This is a genomic window from Mannheimia granulomatis, assembly GCF_013377255.1.
Lineage (GTDB): Bacteria > Pseudomonadota > Gammaproteobacteria > Enterobacterales > Pasteurellaceae > Mannheimia > Mannheimia granulomatis.
The window spans coordinates 2,240,700-2,260,566 of the sequence record NZ_CP016614.1 but is presented as its reverse complement, the minus strand read 5'-3'; the positions used below and the strand labels follow the sequence as shown (position 1 = coordinate 2,260,566).

Below are 19,867 nucleotides of genomic sequence, written 5' to 3'. Positions count from 1 at the left end.
AAATAAGGGCGTAAGTTACGCCCTAGATAGATAATTATGCAATTTCTGCCTGTGAAATTTGTTTTAGCAGCGATTTATACATATTACTGCCATCGTGTTCGTTCACCTTAATTTCAACTAAGGTAACACCTTTACGCGCATAAGCATGTTTGAGTTTGGTTTTTAAATCTGCCCAAGTAAACGGACGGATATATTCAATGCCAAACATAGTTGCAACCTGTGCAAACTCAAAATTGTGGGCCAGTCGATAATATTGGTCTTTTGCTTTGTTATCAACAGGTAACATATCAAACATGGCTCCGCCGCTATTATTTACCACAAATAGGATAGTCGGTTGAGTGATCTTAGTTAAAAGAGCAATGGAATTAAGATCATGTAGAGCGGAAATATCACCGACTACACCCACAGTTGGTCGATCGCTTCCTTTCGCCACACCTGCCATGGTCGCAATTAAACCGTCAATACCGCTGGCACCACGGTTGGTGTAAACCGGATAGCCTTCAGGCAGTTTACATAGTGCATCAACCAAACGAACAAATAAACTGTTGCCGATAAATAAGTTACCATTTACTGCCAACACATCTTGAATATTGTGTGCCAGTGAAGCCTCACTTAAGCTGCTGCCTACTTGTTGTTCAATAAAAGTAGCGCAGAATTGTGATAATGCTAATGGCTCAAGTAACCATGGTTTTTGACGAAGCGGCGGATGCACTCGTAAAAAGTGGTGGGCTTTGGCGATAAAGCGTGTTTGATGATGAGCATTTGGATTGATGTAATTTTGTGATTCATCTACTACCCAATATTCACCTTGGAAGGCTTTTAAAAATTCATTGACTCGTTTACTGACAATCTGTGTACCGAATTGAATAACAATATCCGCTTGTAATAAACGTTGTTTGACTGTGTCATTTGAAAGCCAAATATCCGCGTAAGGTAGGCTTGCTTCAATACAAGATTGCACGTCACTTAGCAAGCACCAGCCCATTGTCTCCGCCCAAGTTTTTAAGCCGGTGCCTTGCTCAGGAGGTAGTTTGCCAACAATAATGACCCCTCGTTTTGTACGCCAGTAATCCCAATTTTCGTGCATAGAAACTTCACTTTGGATACTTTGCTGGTCAATCCATTTGGTTTGTGAATTATTTAACCAACCTTGAATCGGACGTAACCAAGGCGTATTAAGAATCTCGTTAATATCTGCTTCATACAGCGGTTCTTCAAACGGGACATTGATATGTAATACACCACCCTGTTGCGTTTGGGTAGTACAAGCCTGTTCAATCGTTGCAACCAACCAACTTGCATTATAAGCCTCGTTGGCTTTAGGTAAATTGATACTTGCTACCGGATAATCGGCAAAAATGCCTTGTTGGGAAATGGCTTGGTTAACGCCACAGCCGATTAATTCCATGGGACGATCAGCAGACAGAATAATTAATTTTTGATGACTAAGGCTTGCCTCAATAACTGCAGGATATAAATTAGCGACCGCGGTTCCTGAGGTAACGATAATCGCCACAGGGCTATTGGTTGCTTTAGCAATACCTAGGGCATAAAAGCCTAATCCTCGTTCGTCGAAGTGGGTGTGACATTCAGCATATTGTGTTTGTTGAAGTTGTACTGCTTCAAGCGTTAAAGGGGTTGAGCGAGAGCCGGGGGCAATACAGAAATGTTTGACGCCATAACGCATTAAGGCACTTAAAATTACTTTTGCCCAAGTGCGGTTAAAAGAACTTCTATTCATATTCTTCTCTACTGATTGATAAATTCGATAAATAGCTCGAATTGTAGCAAAAAGTTAAATTATTTTGGGAAGTTTTTAGCAAAATTATTGGGTTTTTAATGAAACAACCACCCAAAATAACTTAAATATAGAGGGTGGTTGTTTTAATAGAATTGGTAAAAAATTTCTTAAAAGAAACCGCTTGTATTAGCGTTAATCTATATTAATTAATTCCAATCCAATTCGGTAATGCCAACGAAATCGCCGGAATGTAGGTAATCAATACCAAGAAGCCCAGCAATAACATCAACCACGGCATTGCGGCTTTCACTACATCTGCTAACGGCATTTTTGAGACCGCAGAGGCAACAAACAGGTTCAAGCCAATCGGTGGGGTAATCAAGCCGATTTCCATATTCACCACCATAATGATACCGAGATGAATCGGATCAATGCCGAGTTGTACCGCAATCGGGAACAGGATTGGTGCGAGAATTAAGATAATCGCAGATGGTTCCATAAAGGCACCGGCAATTAACAACACGATATTCACCACAATCAGGAACGTCCACGGCTGTAAGTTCCATTCCACGACTGTCGCGGTAATTAACTGTGGAATTTGCTCAGTCGTTAAAACGTGGGCGAACAGCATTGCATTAGCGATGATGAACATTAACATCACGCTCAGTTTCGCTGATTCAAGTAACACTTTCGGACAGTCACGCAGTTTTACGTCTTTATAGATAAAGACTGCCACAAACCACGAATAGACTGCTGCCACTGCTGCTGCTTCGGTTGGGGTGAAGATACCGCTGTAAATACCGCCTAAAATGATCACCATTAACAGCAAGCCCCAAATCGCTTTGCGGGCTGCCGTGAACCACTCTTTCACCGTTGCACAAGGTTGTGCCGGCAGGTTTTTAATGCGGGCTACGATGTAGATAGCCACCATTAACACCACACCAAGCAGAATGCCCGGTACAACGCCTGCCATAAATAGTTTACCGACAGAGGTTTCAGTTGAAGCGGCGTAAACCACCATGACCACAGACGGCGGAATTAAGATGCCGAGCGTCCCTGCGTTACAGATAATCCCTGTGCCGAAGCCGACCGGATAGCCCGAACGAACCATTCCGGCAATCGCAATCGAGCCGACTGCTGCCACCGTTGCCGGGCTTGAGCCGGAAAGGGCAGCAAATAACATACAGGAAAGTACCGCCGCAATCGCTAAACCGCCACGAATATGGCCGACAGTCGCATTAGCAAAATCGATCAAACGTTTTGCCACGCCACCGGTGGTCATAAATGCTCCGGCAAGCAAGAAGAACGGAATCGCCAAGAGCGTATAGTGTTCAGAGGTTTCAAACAGTTTGATTGCCAACGAACTCACTGAGTCTTGGCTGAAAAACATAATAGTAACTGCGCCTGAAAGACCAAGTGAAATCGCAATCGGCACGCCAAGGAACATCAAGACGAACAGCAGGCTAAATAATACTAAAATGGTCATTACTCTTCTCCTTGTGCCAGTTTCAACGCATCTTCGCTCTCATCTGCCAAGCCTAAGCCGACCTGTTTACCACGCAAAATACGCACTAAAATTTCAATAAAACGAATGCCGATTAAGGCAAAACCGACCGGCATAATCAAGCCGATATGCCACTGTTTTAGGTGGAATTGGTGCAAATCTTCCGCCCCAATATCCGCCACATACATTGCCGAAATCCATTCATAACTGGCACTGGCAATCAGTGCCGCATAAGCAAGGCAAGCCCCGACCGCAATAAAGCCGATCACTTTCTGCCCTGAACGGGAGAAACGTTTTACCAGCACATCCACGCCGATATGCCCTGCGGTACGCACACCGTAAGACGCACCGAAGAAGATTAGCCAACCAAAGCAGGCTTTAGTTAGTGCGACACTCCAAGTCATCTCCTGTGCCGTTTCCATAATCCACTCACCGAGTGGTTCAGCAAAAGAGGCGGTAAACGGCACCGCTTCCGCCAAATCAAAAAAGACATTGTAGAGGTTGTTAAACACCACATAAAAGAACGTCACCAGCGTCATTACCATCAATAAAATTGAGATAAAACACTCTTCAAGGCGTTCCCAAAACCACTTTAATGCAGCCATTTTGTACTCCGAAACTGATTTTCCCCTCCCCTGCTTGCGGGGGAGGGCTAGGGAGAGGGGGAGCAAACCAACGGTTTGCAAAAATAAGGCGGAATTAAACCGCTTGCAACTACGTTGCAATCCCCCCATCCTAACCTTCCCCCGTAAACGGGGGAAGGGACTTTCAATAAAAAACAAGAATGCGACAGCTCCGAAAAGCTACCGCATTCGCTCAAAAGAACAGCAGAAATTACTGTTTATTCGCCGCTTCGGCAGCTTTAATTAAATCTGCACCGATAGCGTCTTCAAACTGCTTCCACACCGGACGCATTGCTTCACGCCATTTTTCACGTTGTTCAGCAGTCAGCTCAATGATTTGTGAAGCACCAGACTCAACAATTTTCTTCTTGTCAGACTGGTTCAATTCGTGCGACTGTTTGTTCACTTCCACTGAGACTTCATCTAGGATTTTGCTCAGCTCTGCACGCACATCTTCCGGAATTTTGTTCCAGAACTCAGTGTTCACAATAACCATATAGGAGAGCAAACCGTGGTTCGATTCAGTGATGAATTTTTGCACTTCGTGGATTTTTTGTGAGTAGATGTTAGAGTACGGGTTCTCCGCACCGTTTACCACGCCGGTCTGTAAGCCTTGATACATCTCACCAAACGCCATTTTACGTGGCACAGCTTTAATCGCTTTGAACTGAGCATCTAGCACTTCGGACGCTTGTACTCGGAATTTCAAACCGCGCGCATCTTTCGGCTCACGTAGCTCTTTGTTGGCAGAAAGTTGTTTCAAATCGTTGTTCCAGTAAGCAAGACCGGTAATACCTTTGTCTTCCATAGATTTCAGTAAGGATTTACCCGCCTCACTTTGCTCAAAACGCTCAACCGCTTTGATGTCATCAAACAGGAACGGCAGATCGAAAATTTGGATTTTCGAGGTGTATTTATCAAATTTCGCCAAAGACGGCGCAAGCATTTGCACGTTATTCAGCAGTAATGCTTCCATCTCTTTACCGTCTGCGTAAAGCGACGAGTTTGGATACACTTCCACTTTCACTTTGCCCGCCAAACGTTCATCCACCAATTTTTGGAACATCAACGCCCCCTGACCTTTCGGGGTTTCATTCGCCACCACGTGAGAGAATTTAATCACGATCGGATTATTTGCCAGTGCCGTAAGAGAAGAAAAAGAGAGTGCCGCACCCACAGTTAATGCGACGATAGCTTTTTTAAGATGTTTGCTTAACATAATTCACTCCATTAAATAGGGGTTAATAACAATTCGTAATTTGCCTGAGTTTTCAAAAAAGTAAATAAGAAATTTCTAAAAATTTGAGCTACCTCTCAAAATTTTTACATTTTTTTTACTTTATTTGCAGCTTAGATGGGAGTGATGAGAAATTATAGCAGGCTGATTCAATATTGGCATAAATCAGCCTTTTTATATTAGAAACGGGTAGCTAATTGGAAAATAACTACTTCAGCTTGGCAGCTGAATTTGAAATGTGCATTGAGTTCAACACCCTCTGCGACAGGGCGGATTTCACTTGTGATTTCACAAGGCTCACTCTGGATATCTCGAGCTTTTTGGATAAATTTTTCAAGGGCAGTTTGGGCTTCGATTTCGTTTTCATAGATGCGTTGAATCTTAGCAGTAGTTTCACTATTGTCTAGAATTGAGCCGACATCAAAGGTGTTGCACCCTTTGCATTCAATGGGTTTGTCGTTTTTCATAAAAGAATCCTTGTAAATTGATTGAAAAGTGCGATTACTTTAAAACTAAATGCGTTGAGGTGCAATCTTGAAGTAGTGATAATTTGATTTAGATAGAATTTTAAAGCGTTGAGTTTTCCGATGAGAGATATTTGCAAAAAATCTTGTTTTTTTAACCGCTTGTTATGCTTAATCTAGAGCGAATATTCAAAGTGAGGAGGTTAAATTAAAAAATTCTCCACTTTATCTTAATTCTGTGATGATGATCACGGATTGTTTTTTTTTAATTCGCTATGCTTTGTCTTAAGTTGTTTATGATAAGCAATTAATATACATCTATACTAAACAAGAGGTGATCTCCTATGAAGAAAGCAGTATTAAGTGCAGTAGCAATCGCAGTCGCATTAGGTGCAACTATCAGTACCGCCCAAGCTGAGAATCGCATTGGTGTAACTATCTATAAGTATGACGATAACTTTATGGCGTTAATGCGTAAAGAAATCGAAAAAGAGGGCGCAAATCAAAAAGTCAATTTGTTAATGAATGACTCGCAAAATGCTCAATCTATTCAAAATGACCAAGTAGATGTGTTGCTTTCCAAAGGCGTTAAAGCCTTAGCGATCAACTTAGTGGATCCTTCGGCTTATAAGACAATTATCCAAAAGGCGAAGAGTGAAGATGTACCTGTGGTTTTCTTCAATAAAGACCCAGGTGCAGCAGCAATTGGTAGTTATCCAAAAGCGTACTATGTGGGTACAGAGCCTAAAGAGTCTGGCATGATTCAAGGTGAGTTAATCGCAAAACAGTGGAAAGCACACCCTGAATTAGACTTAAACAAAGACGGTAAAATCCAATTTGCGTTATTAAAAGGTGAGCCGGGCCATCCAGATGCGGAAGCGCGTACTAAATATGTAGTTGAAAGCTTAAAAGAAAAAGGCATTGAAAGCGAACAAATCTTTATGGATGCGGCTTTATGGGATGCGGCTCAAGCAAAAGATAAAGTAGATGCTTGGTTATCAAGCGGTAAAGCGAAAGATATCGAAGTAATCATTTCTAACAATGACGGTATGGCATTAGGTGCGTTAGAAGCAACTAAAGCACACGGTAAAAAATTACCGATTTTCGGTGTAGATGCGTTACCTGAAGCCCTTCAATTAATCAAAAAAGGCGAGTTAGCCGGTACTGTATTAAATGACGGCGTAAACCAAGGTAAAGCGGTTGTTCAACTTGCAGCTAACTTAGCTGACGGTAAAGATGCTGCTGCAGGCACACAATGGAAAGTGGAAAACCGTGTGGTACGTATTCCTTACGTTGGTGTAGATAAAGATAACTTAGCAGAATTTTTAAAATAATTAGCATTATATGGCACGGGTAATGGCTACTCGTGCCTTTTTTTCGATTTTTCGATGTAATCAGGGGTGAGGTATGGCAGGCGAAGTATTACTCACAATGACGAATGTTAGTAAGTCGTTCCCGGGGGTTAAAGCCTTAGACCGCGCTAACTTAACAGTAAAATCTCATAGTGTACACGCCTTGATGGGCGAAAATGGGGCAGGTAAATCAACCTTGCTCAAATGTTTGTTTGGGATTTACGCTAAAGATGAAGGCGATATTTTATTCCTCGGTAAGCCGGTGAATTTTAAAACCTCAAAAGAGGCGCTTGAAAACGGGATCTCAATGGTTCACCAAGAGTTGAACCTCGTGAAACAAGTGACAGTAATGGATAACCTATGGTTAGGGCGTTATCCGTTAAAAGGGCCTTTTGTGGATCACGATAAAATGTATCGTGATACCAAAGCTATTTTTGACGAATTAGATATTGATGTTGATCCGCGTGATAAAGTCGCGAAATTATCTGTATCGCAAATGCAGATGATCGAAATCGCAAAAGCCTTTTCTTATAATGCCAAGATAGTGATTATGGATGAGCCAACCTCATCTCTTTCCGAGAAAGAAGTTGAACATCTGTTTAAAATTATTCAAAAACTGAAAGACAGAGGCTGTGGCATTATCTATATTTCTCACAAAATGGACGAAATTTTCAAAATTTGTGATGAAATTACCATTCTCCGTGACGGTAAATGGGTAAATACAGTAGCAATCAAAGATACTTCAATGGAACAAGTGGTTTCAATGATGGTAGGGCGAGAACTAACGCAGCGCTTCCCGGAAAAAACCAATACACCGAAAGAGGTGGTGTTGGAAGTTGAGCATTTAACCGCAAAAAATCAACCTTCAATTCAAGATATTAATTTTACCTTACGGAAAGGAGAAATTTTAGGTATTGCCGGCTTGGTCGGAGCAAAGCGGACAGATATCGTCGAAACAATTTTCGGTGTACGGGAAAAATCGGCTGGTACGGTAAAACTGCACGGTAAAGTAGTGAATAACCGTAACGCATTTGATGCGATTAACAACGGCTTCGCCTTGGTAACAGAAGAACGTCGCTCTACAGGTATTTATTCCAATCTAAGCATTGAATTTAACTCTCTCATTTCAAATATGAAGGCTTACCTAGGGAAATTTGGCCTGCTTAGCACTAGAAAAATGAAAAGCGATACTCAGTGGGTTATTGATTCAATGAATGTAAAGACCCCCTCACATCAAACCCATATCGGCTCACTTTCCGGCGGTAACCAGCAAAAAGTGATTATCGGGCGTTGGTTATTAACCCAGCCGGAAATTCTAATGCTTGATGAACCAACGCGAGGCATTGATATCGGGGCGAAATTTGAAATTTATCAACTGATTTTAGAACTCGCCAATAAAGATAAAGGTATCATTATGATTTCATCGGAAATGCCGGAATTACTGGGTGTGACAGACCGAATTTTAGTAATGAGCAATGGTAAGGTTGCAGGTATTGTTGAAACTGCCAAAACCTCACAAGAAGAAATCTTGCAACTCGCAGCAAAATACTTATAACAGGAGTGAATTATGTCCGCTTTACAACAAAATAAATCGCTCGATTTTTTTAAACAAAATGCGATTTACTTCGTCTTATTAATCTTATTAATTGTGATTATTGTACAAGACCCGAGTTTCTTAAGTTTACGCAATTTTAGCAATATTTTATCGCAATCTTCGGTTCGCTTAATTATCGCCCTCGGTGTTGCAGGCCTAATTGTGACCCAAGGGACAGATTTATCTGCCGGTCGTCAAGTAGGGTTAGCTGCGGTAATTTCGGCCACTTTGTTACAATCAATGGAAAATATGAATAAAGTTTTTCCAAATTTAGGCGAAATTCCAATTCCGGTGGTGGTTTTAACTGTTTGTGCGATTGGTGCAGTGATTGGTTTATTTAATGGAATTGTAGTTGCCTATCTTAACGTAACGCCGTTTATTGCCACAATGGGAACGATGATCATCGTTTATGGTATCAACTCACTTTACTATGATGCGGTTGGTTCATCACCAATTGCAGGTTTTAGTGATGATTTTTCAAGCTTTGCTCAAGGCTTCTTCCGCTTTGGTGAGTTCAAGTTATCTTACATCACTATTTATGCGGTGATTGCCACCCTCATTATGTGGACATTATGGAACAAAACCCGCTTTGGTAAAAACGTGTTTGCTATTGGCGGTAACCCGGAAGCCGCTCGTGTTTCAGGGGTCAATGTGCCACTAAATTTAATGTTCATTTACATGCTTTCAGGGGTATTTTATGCCTTCGGCGGTATGTTAGAAGCCGGCCGTATCGGCAGTGCAACCAACAACCTCGGCTTTATGTACGAAATGGATGCAATCGCAGCCTGTGTTGTAGGTGGCGTATCCTTTGCCGGTGGCGTGGGCACAATCATTGGCGTGGTAACAGGGGTATTAATCTTCACCGTTATCAACTACGGCTTAACCTATATCGGCGTAAACCCTTACTGGCAATATATCATCAAAGGTAGCATTATCATCTTAGCGGTGGCGATTGACTCGCTTAAATACGCGAAGAAAAAATAGATAATCACAACACTAAGAAAGCTAACCTTCGGGTTAGCTTTTTGCTTTTAGGGGCTACAAGCGGTTAAATTTCCTAAAAAATTTGCAAAAAAATCCCAAAAAAAGACCGCTTACAGGCTATAATAACCAGTATTTTTCAACAATTTTTGAAATAATTAGTAGAGATAACGTTATGACAACAAAATTCAATGTAAAAACGTTCCAAGGAATGATTTTAGCCCTACAAGATTACTGGGCGAGCAAAGGCTGCACCGTGGTTCAGCCGTTTGATATGGAAGTAGGTGCAGGCACCTCCCACCCGATGACCTGTTTGCGTGCGTTAGGCCCTGAGCCGATGGCATTTGCGTATGTGCAACCGTCCCGCCGCCCGACAGACGGTCGCTATGGCGAAAACCCGAACCGTTTGCAACACTACTACCAATTCCAAGTGGTGATCAAACCATCGCCGGACAACATTCAAGAACTCTACCTCGACAGCCTGAAAATGCTCGGCTTCGACCCAACCCAAAACGATATTCGTTTTGTGGAAGACAACTGGGAAAACCCAACGCTCGGGGCGTGGGGTTTAGGCTGGGAAGTGTGGTTGAACGGAATGGAAGTCACCCAATTCACCTACTTCCAACAAGTCGGCGGCTTGGAATGTAAGCCGGTGACGGGCGAAATCACCTACGGCTTAGAGCGTTTGGCGATGTATATTCAAGGCGTGGACTCGGTGTACGACCTCGTGTGGTCTGACGGCGAACTAGGCAAAACCACCTACGGCGACGTGTTCCACCAAAACGAAGTGGAGCAATCTACCTACAATTTTGAATATGCCGATGTGGATTTCCTGTTCCAATGCTTCGAACAGTACGAAAAAGAAGCCCAATACTTGCTCGGTCTCGAAAAACCGTTGCCACTGCCGGCTTACGAACGCATCTTAAAAGCGGCTCACAGCTTTAACTTGTTAGACGCTCGCAAAGCGATTTCCGTGACTGAACGCCAACGCTACATTTTACGCATTCGTGCCTTAACCAAAGGCGTGGCGGAAGCCTATTACGCCAGCCGTGAAGCGTTAGGATTCCCGGGCTGTAAAAAATAACCAATGGGGGAGAAAATGAAACTTTGGTACTCAACCACCAGCTCGTTCGCCCGCAAAGCGGTGGCGACGGTGAAATATCATCAACTTGAACAGCAAGTCGAGCTGTTGCGTATTACCAACTCATTTGACCCCGACTCGCCGCACAATCAAGACAACCCGTTAGGGCGTATTCCGGCGTTACAAATGCAAAACGGCGACTGGCTGTTCGGCAGTTTTTTGATTAGCCAGTATTTAGACGAAATCGGCGCGAAACCCACGCTCTTCCCACAAGATGAACAACGTTGGCGAGTGCTGAGTTTACACGCGTTGGTGGAAGGCATTTTGGAAAATACCACACCGACGATTGTCACCGAACGCCGCTTTCGCCCTGAAAATGAGTGGTGGACAGCCCGCCATCAACAGCTGATGGCACGAAACATTCGCAGCTTTGCCCAGCTCGAAGAAAAGCTCGCCGAGTTTGGCGATGAACTTAATATCGGCACACTAACCGCGGTCTGTTTAATTGATTGGTGGCAGTTCCGCCCCGAGAACACCGGCTACGATTTAGCAAAAAATTTCCCAAATCTGACCGCTTGGGCAGCGATGATGAACGAGAAATACCCAGCACTGCGCGAAACGAAACCAACGGCATAAAGGAATCATCATGACAAAACCGATTTTATATTTCGCACACTGGTGCCCTGACACCGAACCTTTTATTGCCGAGTTAGCGCGTTTGGACGTGGAATTTGACGAATGCGATATCACAAAGAGCGGTGCAAATTTCAAACCGTTTTTACGTCTGCGGGACAGACATTCTGCCTTTGACAATGCCAAAGCCAACGGCTATATCGGCATTCCGGCGTTGCTGTTGGGAGACGATAAAGTGGTGTTGGATTTAGCTGAGCTGGAAGGGATTTTCGGCTAATAAGCGGTGAAATTTAGCGGAAATTTTGCAAAATGCAACCTTATGTAAAAACGCTCAAGCCCAATTCGCAAACATTGCGAACTACACAAACCGAAGCAGAAAAACGGTTGTGGTATCGGGTTCGGAGTGACCAACTTGGCTTTCGTTTTTATCGGCAAAAACCGCTGTTAAGCTATATTGTGGATTTTTACTGTCCAAAGGCAAAACTGGTTTTGGAATTGGACGGCAGCCAACATTACGAGCCTGAGCATCAGGCGAACGATAAAATCCGTGATGCGGAGTTGGCATCATTAGGTTTGACGGTTTTGCGGTTTGATAATTACCGAGTGATGACAGAGATTGAAAGTGTGATTGAAGAGATTTGGTTGTATCTTCAATCGGTGGGCGAATAGGGTATTTTCTCCGTTAATTTAGTCTGCCAAATCTCCCCCTCCCCTCTTTGCTAAAGAGGGGTGATCGTGTAGAGCGTAATTTATATTCATATGGCTATTTACGATCTTTATGGAAAAAGATAAAGAAAGATGATGAAGACAGATGAACTACAAATTTATGGTGATCTAGTCCCCCTCTTTAGCAAAGAGGGGCTAGGGGAGATTTGGCAGAAGTGGAAACGAAGTGAGAGATTTTAAAGACATAAATTATTTGAACGAGAAATTAACAATGACAACACAAAACTTCCTAGCCGAGATCGGCACAGAAGAGCTGCCACCGAAGGCACTCAAAAAATTAGCGACCGCGTTTGCGGAGAATGTTGAACAAGAACTCAACCTTGCTGGGCTTTCTTTCGAGAAAGTCGAGTGGTTCGCAGCCCCTCGCCGTCTTGCCGTTAAGGTGTTAAACCTTGTAGAAAGTCAGCCGAGTAAAGAAATCGAGAAGCGTGGGCCGGCTATGGCTCAGGCGTTTGATGCAGAGGGCAAGCCGACCAAAGCGGCAGAAGGCTGGGCGAAAGGCTGTGGTATCACGGTTGAGCAAGCCGAGCGTATCGCCACCGATAAAGGCGAATGGCTGGTGCATCGTGCGGTAATTGAAGGTCAGCCGACTAAAAATCTGCTGGTTGATATTATCGTCAAATCCTTGGCAAACCTGCCGATTCCGAAAACAATGCGTTGGGGCGATAAAACCGAGCAGTTCGTCCGCCCGGTGCATACCGTCACCCTTTTATTCGGTGCGGAGCTGATTGAGGGCGAAATTTTAGGCGTGGCGAGCGGTCGCACTATTCGTGGTCACCGCTTCTTAGGCGAGCGTGAATTTACCATTGAGAACGCCGACCAATACCCACAACTGCTGAAAGAGCGTGGTTCGGTGGTGGCGGATTTCAACGAGCGTAAAGCGTTGATCCTTGCAAAATCCCAAGAAAAAGCGACCGCTTTGGGTGGCGTAGCGGATATTGAAGAAGACTTGTTGGACGAAGTCACTTCATTAGTGGAATACCCGAACGTGCTGACCGCCAAATTTGAAGAGCGTTTCTTAGCCGTGCCGGCGGAAGCCTTGGTTTATACAATGAAAGGCGACCAAAAATACTTCCCGATTTACGACAAAGACGGCAAATTGTTACCGCACTTTATCTTCGTTTCCAATATCAATCCGGATGATCCGAGCAAAATTATTGAAGGAAACGAAAAAGTCGTCCGCCCACGTTTGACCGATGCGGAATTCTTCTTCAAAACCGACTTAAAACAAAAACTGGAAGACCAACTGCCACGCCTTGAAACCGTGCTATTCCAACAACAGCTCGGCACCTTGCGTGACAAAACCGCTCGTATTGAAGCCTTGGCGGGCGAAATCGCCGCACAAATCGGTGCCGATCAAACCAAAGCCAAACGTGCCGGCTTGCTGTCAAAATGCGACCTGATGACCAATATGGTGTTTGAATTTACCGATACGCAAGGCGTAATGGGTATGCACTATGCACGCCACGATGGCGAAGACGAAGAAGTGGCGGTGGCGTTGAACGAACAATATATGCCACGTTTTGCGGGCGACAACTTGCCGAACAGCCTAGTGGCTTGCTCGGTAGCGTTGGCGGATAAATTCGATACGCTCACGGGGATTTTCGGTATCGGACAAGCACCAAAAGGTAGTGCCGACCCGTTCGCTTTACGCCGTGCGGCATTAGGTTCGCTGCGGATTATTGTGGAGAAAAACCTGCCGTTAGACTTAGCGGAAATTGTCGCAAAATCGGCCGCACTTTTCGGCGACAAGCTCACCAACAAAAACGTGGTGGACGAAGTGGTGGACTTTATGCTTGGTCGTTTCCGGGCGTGGTATGAGAGCGAAGGCATTGCGGTGGATGTCATCCAAGCTGTGCTTGCCCGCCGTCCGACTAAGCCTGCCGATTTTGATGCCCGTGTGCGTGCGGTGTCTCACTTCCGCAGCTTAGACAGTGCCGAAGCCTTGGCAGCCGCTAACAAACGTGTCAGCAACATTTTAGCCAAAGCGGATATTGCGATTGGCGAAATTGATCTTTCAGCTTGCGTAGAACCAGCAGAAAAAGCGTTGGCGGAAAGCGTGTTAGCGTTAAGAACCGAAGTGCAACCGCTGATTGCTAACGGCGACTACACTGCTGTTCTTGATAAACTCGCAAACTTACGCCAGCCTGTTGATGCGTTCTTTGATGGCGTAATGGTCAATGCCGAAGACCAAAAACTCCGCCAAAACCGCTTAGCGATTTTAAGCACGCTGCAAGGCTTGTTCCTGCAAGTGGCGGATATCTCTCTGTTACAGTAATTTGCAAAATGTTGCCCGAAACAGACCGCTTGCAAGCGGTCTGTTTTGTCTAGAATTTTACCAAAGGATTATTTCAATTTCGGTTTATTCACCATAATTTCAATAACTTGTTTGTCGGTGTATTGCATGCTACGAGAGGCAATGCTGCATAGGTTGTTGATAGAGCGATCGATATCATGTTCGACAATGCCTTCATTGCCCGTGACTTGGCTGTTATCCATAGACATCAGAATGGATTTATAGCTTGAAGTCACGCTAGTGGACACTTTCATCGCACAGCTGTTAGAAGCCCCGTCACAGATAATGCCACTGATATCGCCAATCATACTACTAATTGCCATACTAATATTTTCAAATTCCCCTGTGAGTAACCACGCAACCCCGGCACAGCTTCCCATTGCGGCGGTCGTTACCGCACATAGTGCCGATAATTTAGGTAATTTGCTGTGAATATAAATTGCCATTAAGTGGGAGAGAAATAGGGCACGAATGCGTTTTTCTTCGCTAACATTTAAATGGCGGGCAACAACCACAACCGGCATGGTGGCTGTAATACCTTGATTACCGGAGCCGGAATTGCTCATTGCCGGTAAACTTGCGCCCCCCATTCTCGCATCAGAAGCGGATGTAGTTTCAATCACGATGCGGTTAAGTAAGTCATCGCTGATTAAGCCTAAGCCGATTTGTTTTTGCAATGTACGCCCGATATGTAATCCATAATCGGTACGCAAACCTTCTTTTGAGAGTGCAGAGTTTAATTGTGCCGCTTGCTCAATAAAGCGAATTTTTTCTAACTCAATATTCATCGAAAAATCGAAAATATCTTTTGCCGAAAGTGAGGTAAATATTTCGGTAATATCGTCATTATTCACTGCACAAGGCTTACTTAAAATTGTTTGACCGTTTTTTTCAATATAGATGACATTAGTATGATGTTCTGCAATGCGAACACAGACACGCTCAGTTTGGTAAAACAATGTTGCTTCAGAATATAGAATATGTTCTGTTTCAAAAATTGATACCGACACTTTATCATCACTTAGCATTGTTTTGGCTTGTTCAACTTGAGCAGGCGTAATGTTTTTCAGCACTTCTAAACCGCCATGAGGATCGCCACCGATAGCCCCTATTGCCGCAGCCATTGGGAGTCCGACGGTTGCTGTTCCCGGTACCGTTACCCCCATTCCGTTTTTCATTAAATTAGGGGAAACTTTGGCTTCAATTCGCTCCGGCAAATGCCTTAAATATTGGCGCGCAATTGCTGAGGCTAAGGCAAGAGAAATAGGCTCTGTACAACCTAATGCAGGAACAACTTCATGGTTAACTGCACTCAGAATAGCTTGTTCTAATTTTTCACAGTGAATATTCATAGATAGAACCTTATTACTCTAAAAATGTTAGGAATGGTGAAATACATAATAAAATACCGGTTATGATAATAATATTAAGTGCTAGCCCTTTATATTTAAATAATGCAGGCACTTTGTAGACTAAATAGGCAGGAATTAAACAGCCAACTAAGCCGAAAATAGGGCTACAGATTGAGGTAAAGCTTAATACCGGTGCATTTAGGACTATTGCACTCCATGCGAGTAGGATAGAGAATAGCATAATCCCTTTTTGTACGTAATTAGAATTGATTTTTTCCGCAGGAAATTTTCTTAATAATAGATTCATGACAATGCCCTGTGTTGCCTCTCTAAATCCTAAATAGACACCGAAGAAGGCGGTCATAACTGCAAAGATATTTAACGCCACACCCACATAGGTAGCCCAGCTACCTGGAAAAAACTGTGCGGCAATGGCTAATGCAGAGACGTTTTGTTCATAGGCTTTTAGTGCTTCTTCTCGACCCATTGCAAGTGTAAATGAGACAGCATAAAAGAAAACGGTAACAAATAGAATGGCAAACGCAATATTCATAGCACGTAATGCTTTGTAACGTGCGATTTCTCTTGATTGTTCTTTAGCACGGTAGGAAATAACCATTGGGCTGAGTGTTTGTAAAAATAGAATTGAGGTGAGAGTGAAAGGGAGTGTGATAATTGCGTCTTTTATTAGTTTTCCAGTCGGAGGTAATGCCCCTATATTATGTAGTTTCCACATACCTACCATGGCGATTCCTAAAGCTGCAACAACTAAAAGTTTTGTCAGAACCATAAAGGTCGATATTTTAAAGAGTAGCTTTTCACCTCGGGACGATAATGCAACTAGGATACATATTAGTATTAAACCGTAAAATGGGTTGTCAGAGAGCAGAGTATCTGTTATTCCAAACGTAAGAAGATAAGAGGCACTGTCGTTGGTTATTGCGGTGGAGTAAACAAACATCCATATGACTAACATAATAAAGTAGAGTATACCTAAGAATATTCCCCAGTTTTTTCCTAAATAGCCACTAATGACTGTCGGATAATCTTGGCATTCCGGAGATTCTGCTAGAGTATTAATAAAAAGTCGTTGAAACAGATACATGGCAGGATAGCCAATTACAGAGGAAAGCAGGAAAACCCACATTCCCATAAGTCCTACTTGAACGGGTAAGAATACAATTCCTGCCCCGATAGCCATTCCTATACTCATAATGACCCAGCCAAAATCAGTTGAATCAAATTTTGTTGCCTGCTTGAATTCAGCAGGTGAGAGTTTTTGAGTATCCATATATTCTCCTTAGCTAGTATAAATTAAGCATTATTTTTAAATTCTCTTAAGTGTTTATAAATAGCATGACTGGTTAGAGAGAGCTTTTCTGCAACAAGGGGAACAGCTTCTTTGAGCTCAAATATTCCATTTTCAAACAAATAGAAAATAATGGATTTTTTATAGAGTTTTGAATTTTTCGCAGTATGTTGCTCAATCTCATTGATTGCTTTAAGAAAAGTTTCTTCAATGAGTTCTTTCGGATTCGTAATAAAACTTTCACTTTTATAATGGAGAGGAATAGGATCGCTAGCCATAAAAGAACTAATGGTTTTATCTAATGGAGTAGATAAGTTTAAATTAATACAGAATAAACCGATAGGTTTACCTTTATGACCAATAATAATATGGGTGGTTGATTTAATTAAGTTACCATTATTTAACCGTGAAAAGTAAACTTGTTCAGTGCTTGATTTGTCTTTTTGGTAAAGTTTTAGTAACTGTAATCCTTTATCTGTAATAGGAGAGCCAACTTCACGGTTTGTATGATGCCCATTGATAATTTTGATCACTGACTTTTCGTATGCATTAAGAGAATGAATAACTACTTCGCAAAATTCACCTAGCAGGCCTACAATAGCTTCACTTAATGAAAAGTAAGACAGCATAATTTCTTTATCGGCATCATCAAGGTAATCTAATTTATCTAACATATTTCTTTCCCCTTTTTATTTTGGTGAATTATAATAATTTGTTTATTTTGGTCAATTAAATTTAACTTTAATAACAAGGAAAAGTAATGATTTTTTGACTATGATCATGTTTTAGCTAGGAATATAAGAGGACAAACCAAATAATATTAGCGTTGGAAAAGTGGCAAATTCGAGCTATCTTGATTACAATGGCATATAGAGCTTATAAAGGAAGGAAAATACAATGTCAGTAAAAACCGAAGTTTTGTTTAGTAATCAGTGGAATGTGCGAGTGAGCGATCCGGGCTTTGAGGGCTCGTTAAGCCATTATTTTGAGACTGTTTATATTACGCTTGAAGCTCATATTAACGATGAAAATGTTCAATATGAATTTACTCGTAAGGTGGAAGATGAAATAAAAATTCACCGCAGTTTTACTGATATTGATGAATTATTTGAGTTTTTAGGCGAGTATTTAAGTTCTGTTGCACTCGGTAATGTGGGGGTGCGGATTGGTCAATTATGTTTGGAATAATTTCCAGAGATAAACTTGGGTAGCTTAGCTGCCCATTTGCAAAATTTTCTTAAAATTCAACCGCTTGTAAACAGTTCTATGAATATCTCCAACCCACTTTTCCAACAAACTCAGCCCTATTGGGATTTTCTGCGAATTGAAAAGCAGGTGAGTCCGCATACTTTGAGCAACTACCAACGCCAATTAGCCGCGGTGAGCGAGCTTTTTTCACAGGCTGGTATCGAAAGTTGGGAAGAAGTGGAAAGTAGCTCGGTACGTTGGATGTTAAGCCAAAGCCATAGACAGGGCTTGAGTGTGAAAAGTATCGGTTTGCGATTGGTGGCATTAAGACAGTGGTTTGTCTATCTAATTAAGGTTGGGCGAATGAATGCTAATCCGACTCTTGGTGTGAAATCGCCGAAAGTGGGCAAACATTTACCGAAAAATATTGATGCAGAGCAAGTAGGGCAACTTCTTACGATTGAAAGTGATGAGCCAAGCGATCTGCGTGATATAGCGATGATGGAACTGATGTACAGTTCCGGATTACGTTTATCTGAGTTGCAAGGTCTGAATTTAGGCGATATGGATTTATCAGCGAAAGAAGTTCGCGTGCAAGGTAAGGGCAGTAAAGAACGAATTGTGCCGATTGGTTCTAAAGCGTTAAATGCCCTTCACCGTTGGCTTGAGGTGCGGAGGCAGTTTAAGCCTCAAGATAATTCCGTGTTTTTGAATAAGCGGGGAGGGCGTTTATCGCACCGTTCAATTCAGCTGGTGATGCAGAAGTGGGGAGAACGACAGGGGCTGGAAAGCCATTTGCATCCGCATAAATTACGCCATTCTTTTGCTACCCATATGTTGGAAGCGAGCGGTGATTTACGAGCAGTACAAGAGTTGTTAGGACATAGCAGTCTTTCTACTACTCAAATTTACACCCATTTGGATTTTCAACACCTTGCAAAAATTTATGACTCAGCACACCCAAGAGCGAGAAGAAAGAAAGAAGATTAAGGTTTTATGGGCGTTGCTTCAAGAGTTTTCATTTTGCAAAAGAAGTACCAATATTGAACAACTACAAGCACGGCTAAGGCTATTTTCCCACCTATGTGAGGCAATGAGATAAAGGCAAATAGAGTAAACGGAAACGCAATTGCCAGAATTGTGATTTTTTGTTTCATTGTCATTGCCCGCTTTTCATCGTATGTCTGTAGATATTTTTTATAAAGTTTGGTTTGGATAAACCATAGACGAATTCTCTCCGAACCTTTAGTAAAGCAAAACAAGGCCAAGAGTAAAAAAGGAGTGGTTGGTAAACCCGGCAATATTGCACCAATAATGCCAAGACCAATACAGATAAAACCGGATATAATATAAAGTAATTTCATGAAAGCTAAATTATTGAGAATGAATCGCAATTATCCTAAAGGAAGTTTGCTTTGATTTCAACAGTTTATAGCAATGAATGCAAGCGGTCTATTTGTCAGATATTTTTGCAAATAGGAAATAAAAAAACCTGTTGAATGCTCAACAGGTTTAAATACTGGCGGAGGAAGTGAGATTCGAACTCACGGAGGGCGTTAACCCTCGCCGGTTTTCAAGACCGGTGCATTCAACCGCTCTGCCATTCCTCCGGGTTGAAAGTCTGTGAAATTGTTGTTCTCTTAAAAGAGAAAATCTGCTGATAACAATCAGCAGACTCTAAATTTGATGGCGGAGGAAGTGAGATTCGAACTCACGGAGGGCGTTAACCCTCGCCGGTTTTCAAGACCGGTGCATTCAACCGCTCTGCCATTCCTCCGTTGAAAAC

General features: G+C 42.6%; 19 protein-coding genes and 2 tRNA genes. 10 read left to right on the top strand and 11 right to left on the bottom strand.

The window, feature by feature from the left end:
- Nucleotides 1-34: 34 nt before the first annotated feature.
- The 5 genes from menD to A6B41_RS10645 form a co-directional block, all read right to left on the bottom strand.
- On the bottom strand, nucleotides 35-1,741 hold the full coding sequence (gene menD, locus A6B41_RS10665; RefSeq protein ID WP_027073890.1) for a 2-succinyl-5-enolpyruvyl-6-hydroxy-3-cyclohexene-1-carboxylic-acid synthase: 1,707 nt from the start codon (nucleotides 1,739-1,741) through the stop codon (nucleotides 35-37).
- Nucleotides 1,742-1,943: 202 nt separating this feature from the next.
- Nucleotides 1,944-3,227, bottom strand: a complete 1,284-nt coding sequence (dctM, locus tag A6B41_RS10660) for a C4-dicarboxylate TRAP transporter large permease protein DctM (RefSeq protein WP_027073891.1) — start codon at nucleotides 3,225-3,227, stop codon at nucleotides 1,944-1,946.
- Nucleotides 3,227-3,850 carry a TRAP transporter small permease gene (locus A6B41_RS10655; RefSeq protein WP_027073892.1) on the bottom strand — a complete coding sequence of 208 codons (624 nt, stop codon included), beginning with the start codon at nucleotides 3,848-3,850 and terminating at the stop codon, nucleotides 3,227-3,229. Before A6B41_RS10655 ends, dctM begins: the two co-directional genes overlap by 1 nt.
- Before the next feature lie 229 nt (nucleotides 3,851-4,079).
- On the bottom strand, nucleotides 4,080-5,087 hold the full coding sequence (locus tag A6B41_RS10650; protein WP_027073893.1) for a TRAP transporter substrate-binding protein: 1,008 nt from the start codon (nucleotides 5,085-5,087) through the stop codon (nucleotides 4,080-4,082).
- Nucleotides 5,088-5,284: 197 nt separating this feature from the next.
- The gene (locus A6B41_RS10645) at nucleotides 5,285-5,572 is read right to left on the bottom strand and encodes a YfcZ/YiiS family protein (protein ID WP_027073894.1); all 288 of its coding nucleotides are present in this window, start codon (nucleotides 5,570-5,572) and stop codon (nucleotides 5,285-5,287) included.
- A gap of 341 nt (nucleotides 5,573-5,913) precedes the next feature.
- Between A6B41_RS10645 and mglB the strand changes: the two genes are divergently transcribed.
- The 8 genes from mglB to glyS all read left to right on the top strand — a co-directional run bounded on the left by mglB (nucleotide 5,914) and on the right by glyS (nucleotide 14,214).
- Complete coding sequence (gene mglB, locus A6B41_RS10640; RefSeq protein WP_027073895.1) at nucleotides 5,914-6,903, top strand: galactose/glucose ABC transporter substrate-binding protein MglB; 990 nt, start codon at nucleotides 5,914-5,916, stop codon at nucleotides 6,901-6,903.
- A gap of 73 nt (nucleotides 6,904-6,976) precedes the next feature.
- Nucleotides 6,977-8,476 (top strand): galactose/methyl galactoside ABC transporter ATP-binding protein MglA, encoded by a 1,500-nt coding sequence (mglA, locus tag A6B41_RS10635; protein ID WP_027073896.1) that lies wholly within the window; start codon nucleotides 6,977-6,979, stop codon nucleotides 8,474-8,476.
- 12 nt (nucleotides 8,477-8,488) lie between these two features.
- Nucleotides 8,489-9,499: a galactose/methyl galactoside ABC transporter permease MglC gene (gene mglC, locus A6B41_RS10630; protein ID WP_027073897.1), complete on the top strand. Its 1,011-nt coding sequence runs from the start codon at nucleotides 8,489-8,491 to the stop codon at nucleotides 9,497-9,499.
- A gap of 172 nt (nucleotides 9,500-9,671) precedes the next feature.
- Nucleotides 9,672-10,580 carry a glycine--tRNA ligase subunit alpha gene (glyQ, locus tag A6B41_RS10625; protein ID WP_027073898.1) on the top strand — a complete coding sequence of 303 codons (909 nt, stop codon included), beginning with the start codon at nucleotides 9,672-9,674 and terminating at the stop codon, nucleotides 10,578-10,580.
- A gap of 15 nt (nucleotides 10,581-10,595) precedes the next feature.
- Complete coding sequence (locus A6B41_RS10620) at nucleotides 10,596-11,213, top strand: glutathione S-transferase family protein (RefSeq protein WP_027073899.1); 618 nt, start codon at nucleotides 10,596-10,598, stop codon at nucleotides 11,211-11,213.
- Between the two features lie 10 nt (nucleotides 11,214-11,223).
- Nucleotides 11,224-11,487, top strand: a complete 264-nt coding sequence (locus tag A6B41_RS10615; RefSeq protein ID WP_027073900.1) for a hypothetical protein — start codon at nucleotides 11,224-11,226, stop codon at nucleotides 11,485-11,487.
- 32 nt (nucleotides 11,488-11,519) lie between these two features.
- Nucleotides 11,520-11,879 (top strand): endonuclease domain-containing protein, encoded by a 360-nt coding sequence (locus A6B41_RS10610; protein WP_027073901.1) that lies wholly within the window; start codon nucleotides 11,520-11,522, stop codon nucleotides 11,877-11,879.
- A gap of 268 nt (nucleotides 11,880-12,147) precedes the next feature.
- A complete protein-coding gene (gene glyS, locus A6B41_RS10605; RefSeq protein WP_027073902.1) occupies nucleotides 12,148-14,214 on the top strand; it encodes a glycine--tRNA ligase subunit beta in 2,067 nt (688 codons plus the stop codon).
- Between the two features lie 68 nt (nucleotides 14,215-14,282).
- Here the strand turns inward: glyS and A6B41_RS10600 are convergent, their stop codons facing one another.
- From A6B41_RS10600 to A6B41_RS10590, 3 genes are read right to left on the bottom strand one after another with little or no spacing between them, the layout of a single operon-like run.
- Complete coding sequence (locus A6B41_RS10600; protein WP_027073903.1) at nucleotides 14,283-15,584, bottom strand: L-cysteine desulfidase family protein; 1,302 nt, start codon at nucleotides 15,582-15,584, stop codon at nucleotides 14,283-14,285.
- 13 nt (nucleotides 15,585-15,597) lie between these two features.
- On the bottom strand, nucleotides 15,598-16,875 hold the full coding sequence (locus A6B41_RS10595; protein ID WP_027073904.1) for an SLC5/6 family protein: 1,278 nt from the start codon (nucleotides 16,873-16,875) through the stop codon (nucleotides 15,598-15,600).
- 23 nt (nucleotides 16,876-16,898) lie between these two features.
- A complete protein-coding gene (locus A6B41_RS10590; protein ID WP_027073905.1) occupies nucleotides 16,899-17,567 on the bottom strand; it encodes a helix-turn-helix transcriptional regulator in 669 nt (222 codons plus the stop codon).
- Between the two features lie 223 nt (nucleotides 17,568-17,790).
- Between A6B41_RS10590 and A6B41_RS10585 the strand changes: the two genes are divergently transcribed.
- Both A6B41_RS10585 and xerC read left to right on the top strand, forming a co-directional pair.
- A complete protein-coding gene (locus tag A6B41_RS10585) occupies nucleotides 17,791-18,081 on the top strand; it encodes a DUF5377 family protein (protein WP_027073906.1) in 291 nt (96 codons plus the stop codon).
- A gap of 78 nt (nucleotides 18,082-18,159) precedes the next feature.
- Nucleotides 18,160-19,071 (top strand): tyrosine recombinase XerC, encoded by a 912-nt coding sequence (gene xerC, locus A6B41_RS10580; RefSeq protein WP_027073907.1) that lies wholly within the window; start codon nucleotides 18,160-18,162, stop codon nucleotides 19,069-19,071.
- On the opposite strand, the gene A6B41_RS10575 is transcribed toward xerC, so the two are convergent.
- The 3 genes from A6B41_RS10575 to A6B41_RS10565 all read right to left on the bottom strand — a co-directional run bounded on the left by A6B41_RS10575 (nucleotide 19,068) and on the right by A6B41_RS10565 (nucleotide 19,858).
- Nucleotides 19,068-19,445 carry a YbaN family protein gene (locus A6B41_RS10575; protein WP_027073908.1) on the bottom strand — a complete coding sequence of 126 codons (378 nt, stop codon included), beginning with the start codon at nucleotides 19,443-19,445 and terminating at the stop codon, nucleotides 19,068-19,070. The two genes, xerC and A6B41_RS10575, sit on opposite strands and share 4 nt — an antisense overlap.
- A gap of 156 nt (nucleotides 19,446-19,601) precedes the next feature.
- Nucleotides 19,602-19,691, bottom strand: a tRNA-Ser gene (locus A6B41_RS10570).
- A gap of 77 nt (nucleotides 19,692-19,768) precedes the next feature.
- Nucleotides 19,769-19,858, bottom strand: a tRNA-Ser gene (locus A6B41_RS10565).
- Nucleotides 19,859-19,867 lie beyond the last annotated feature (9 nt).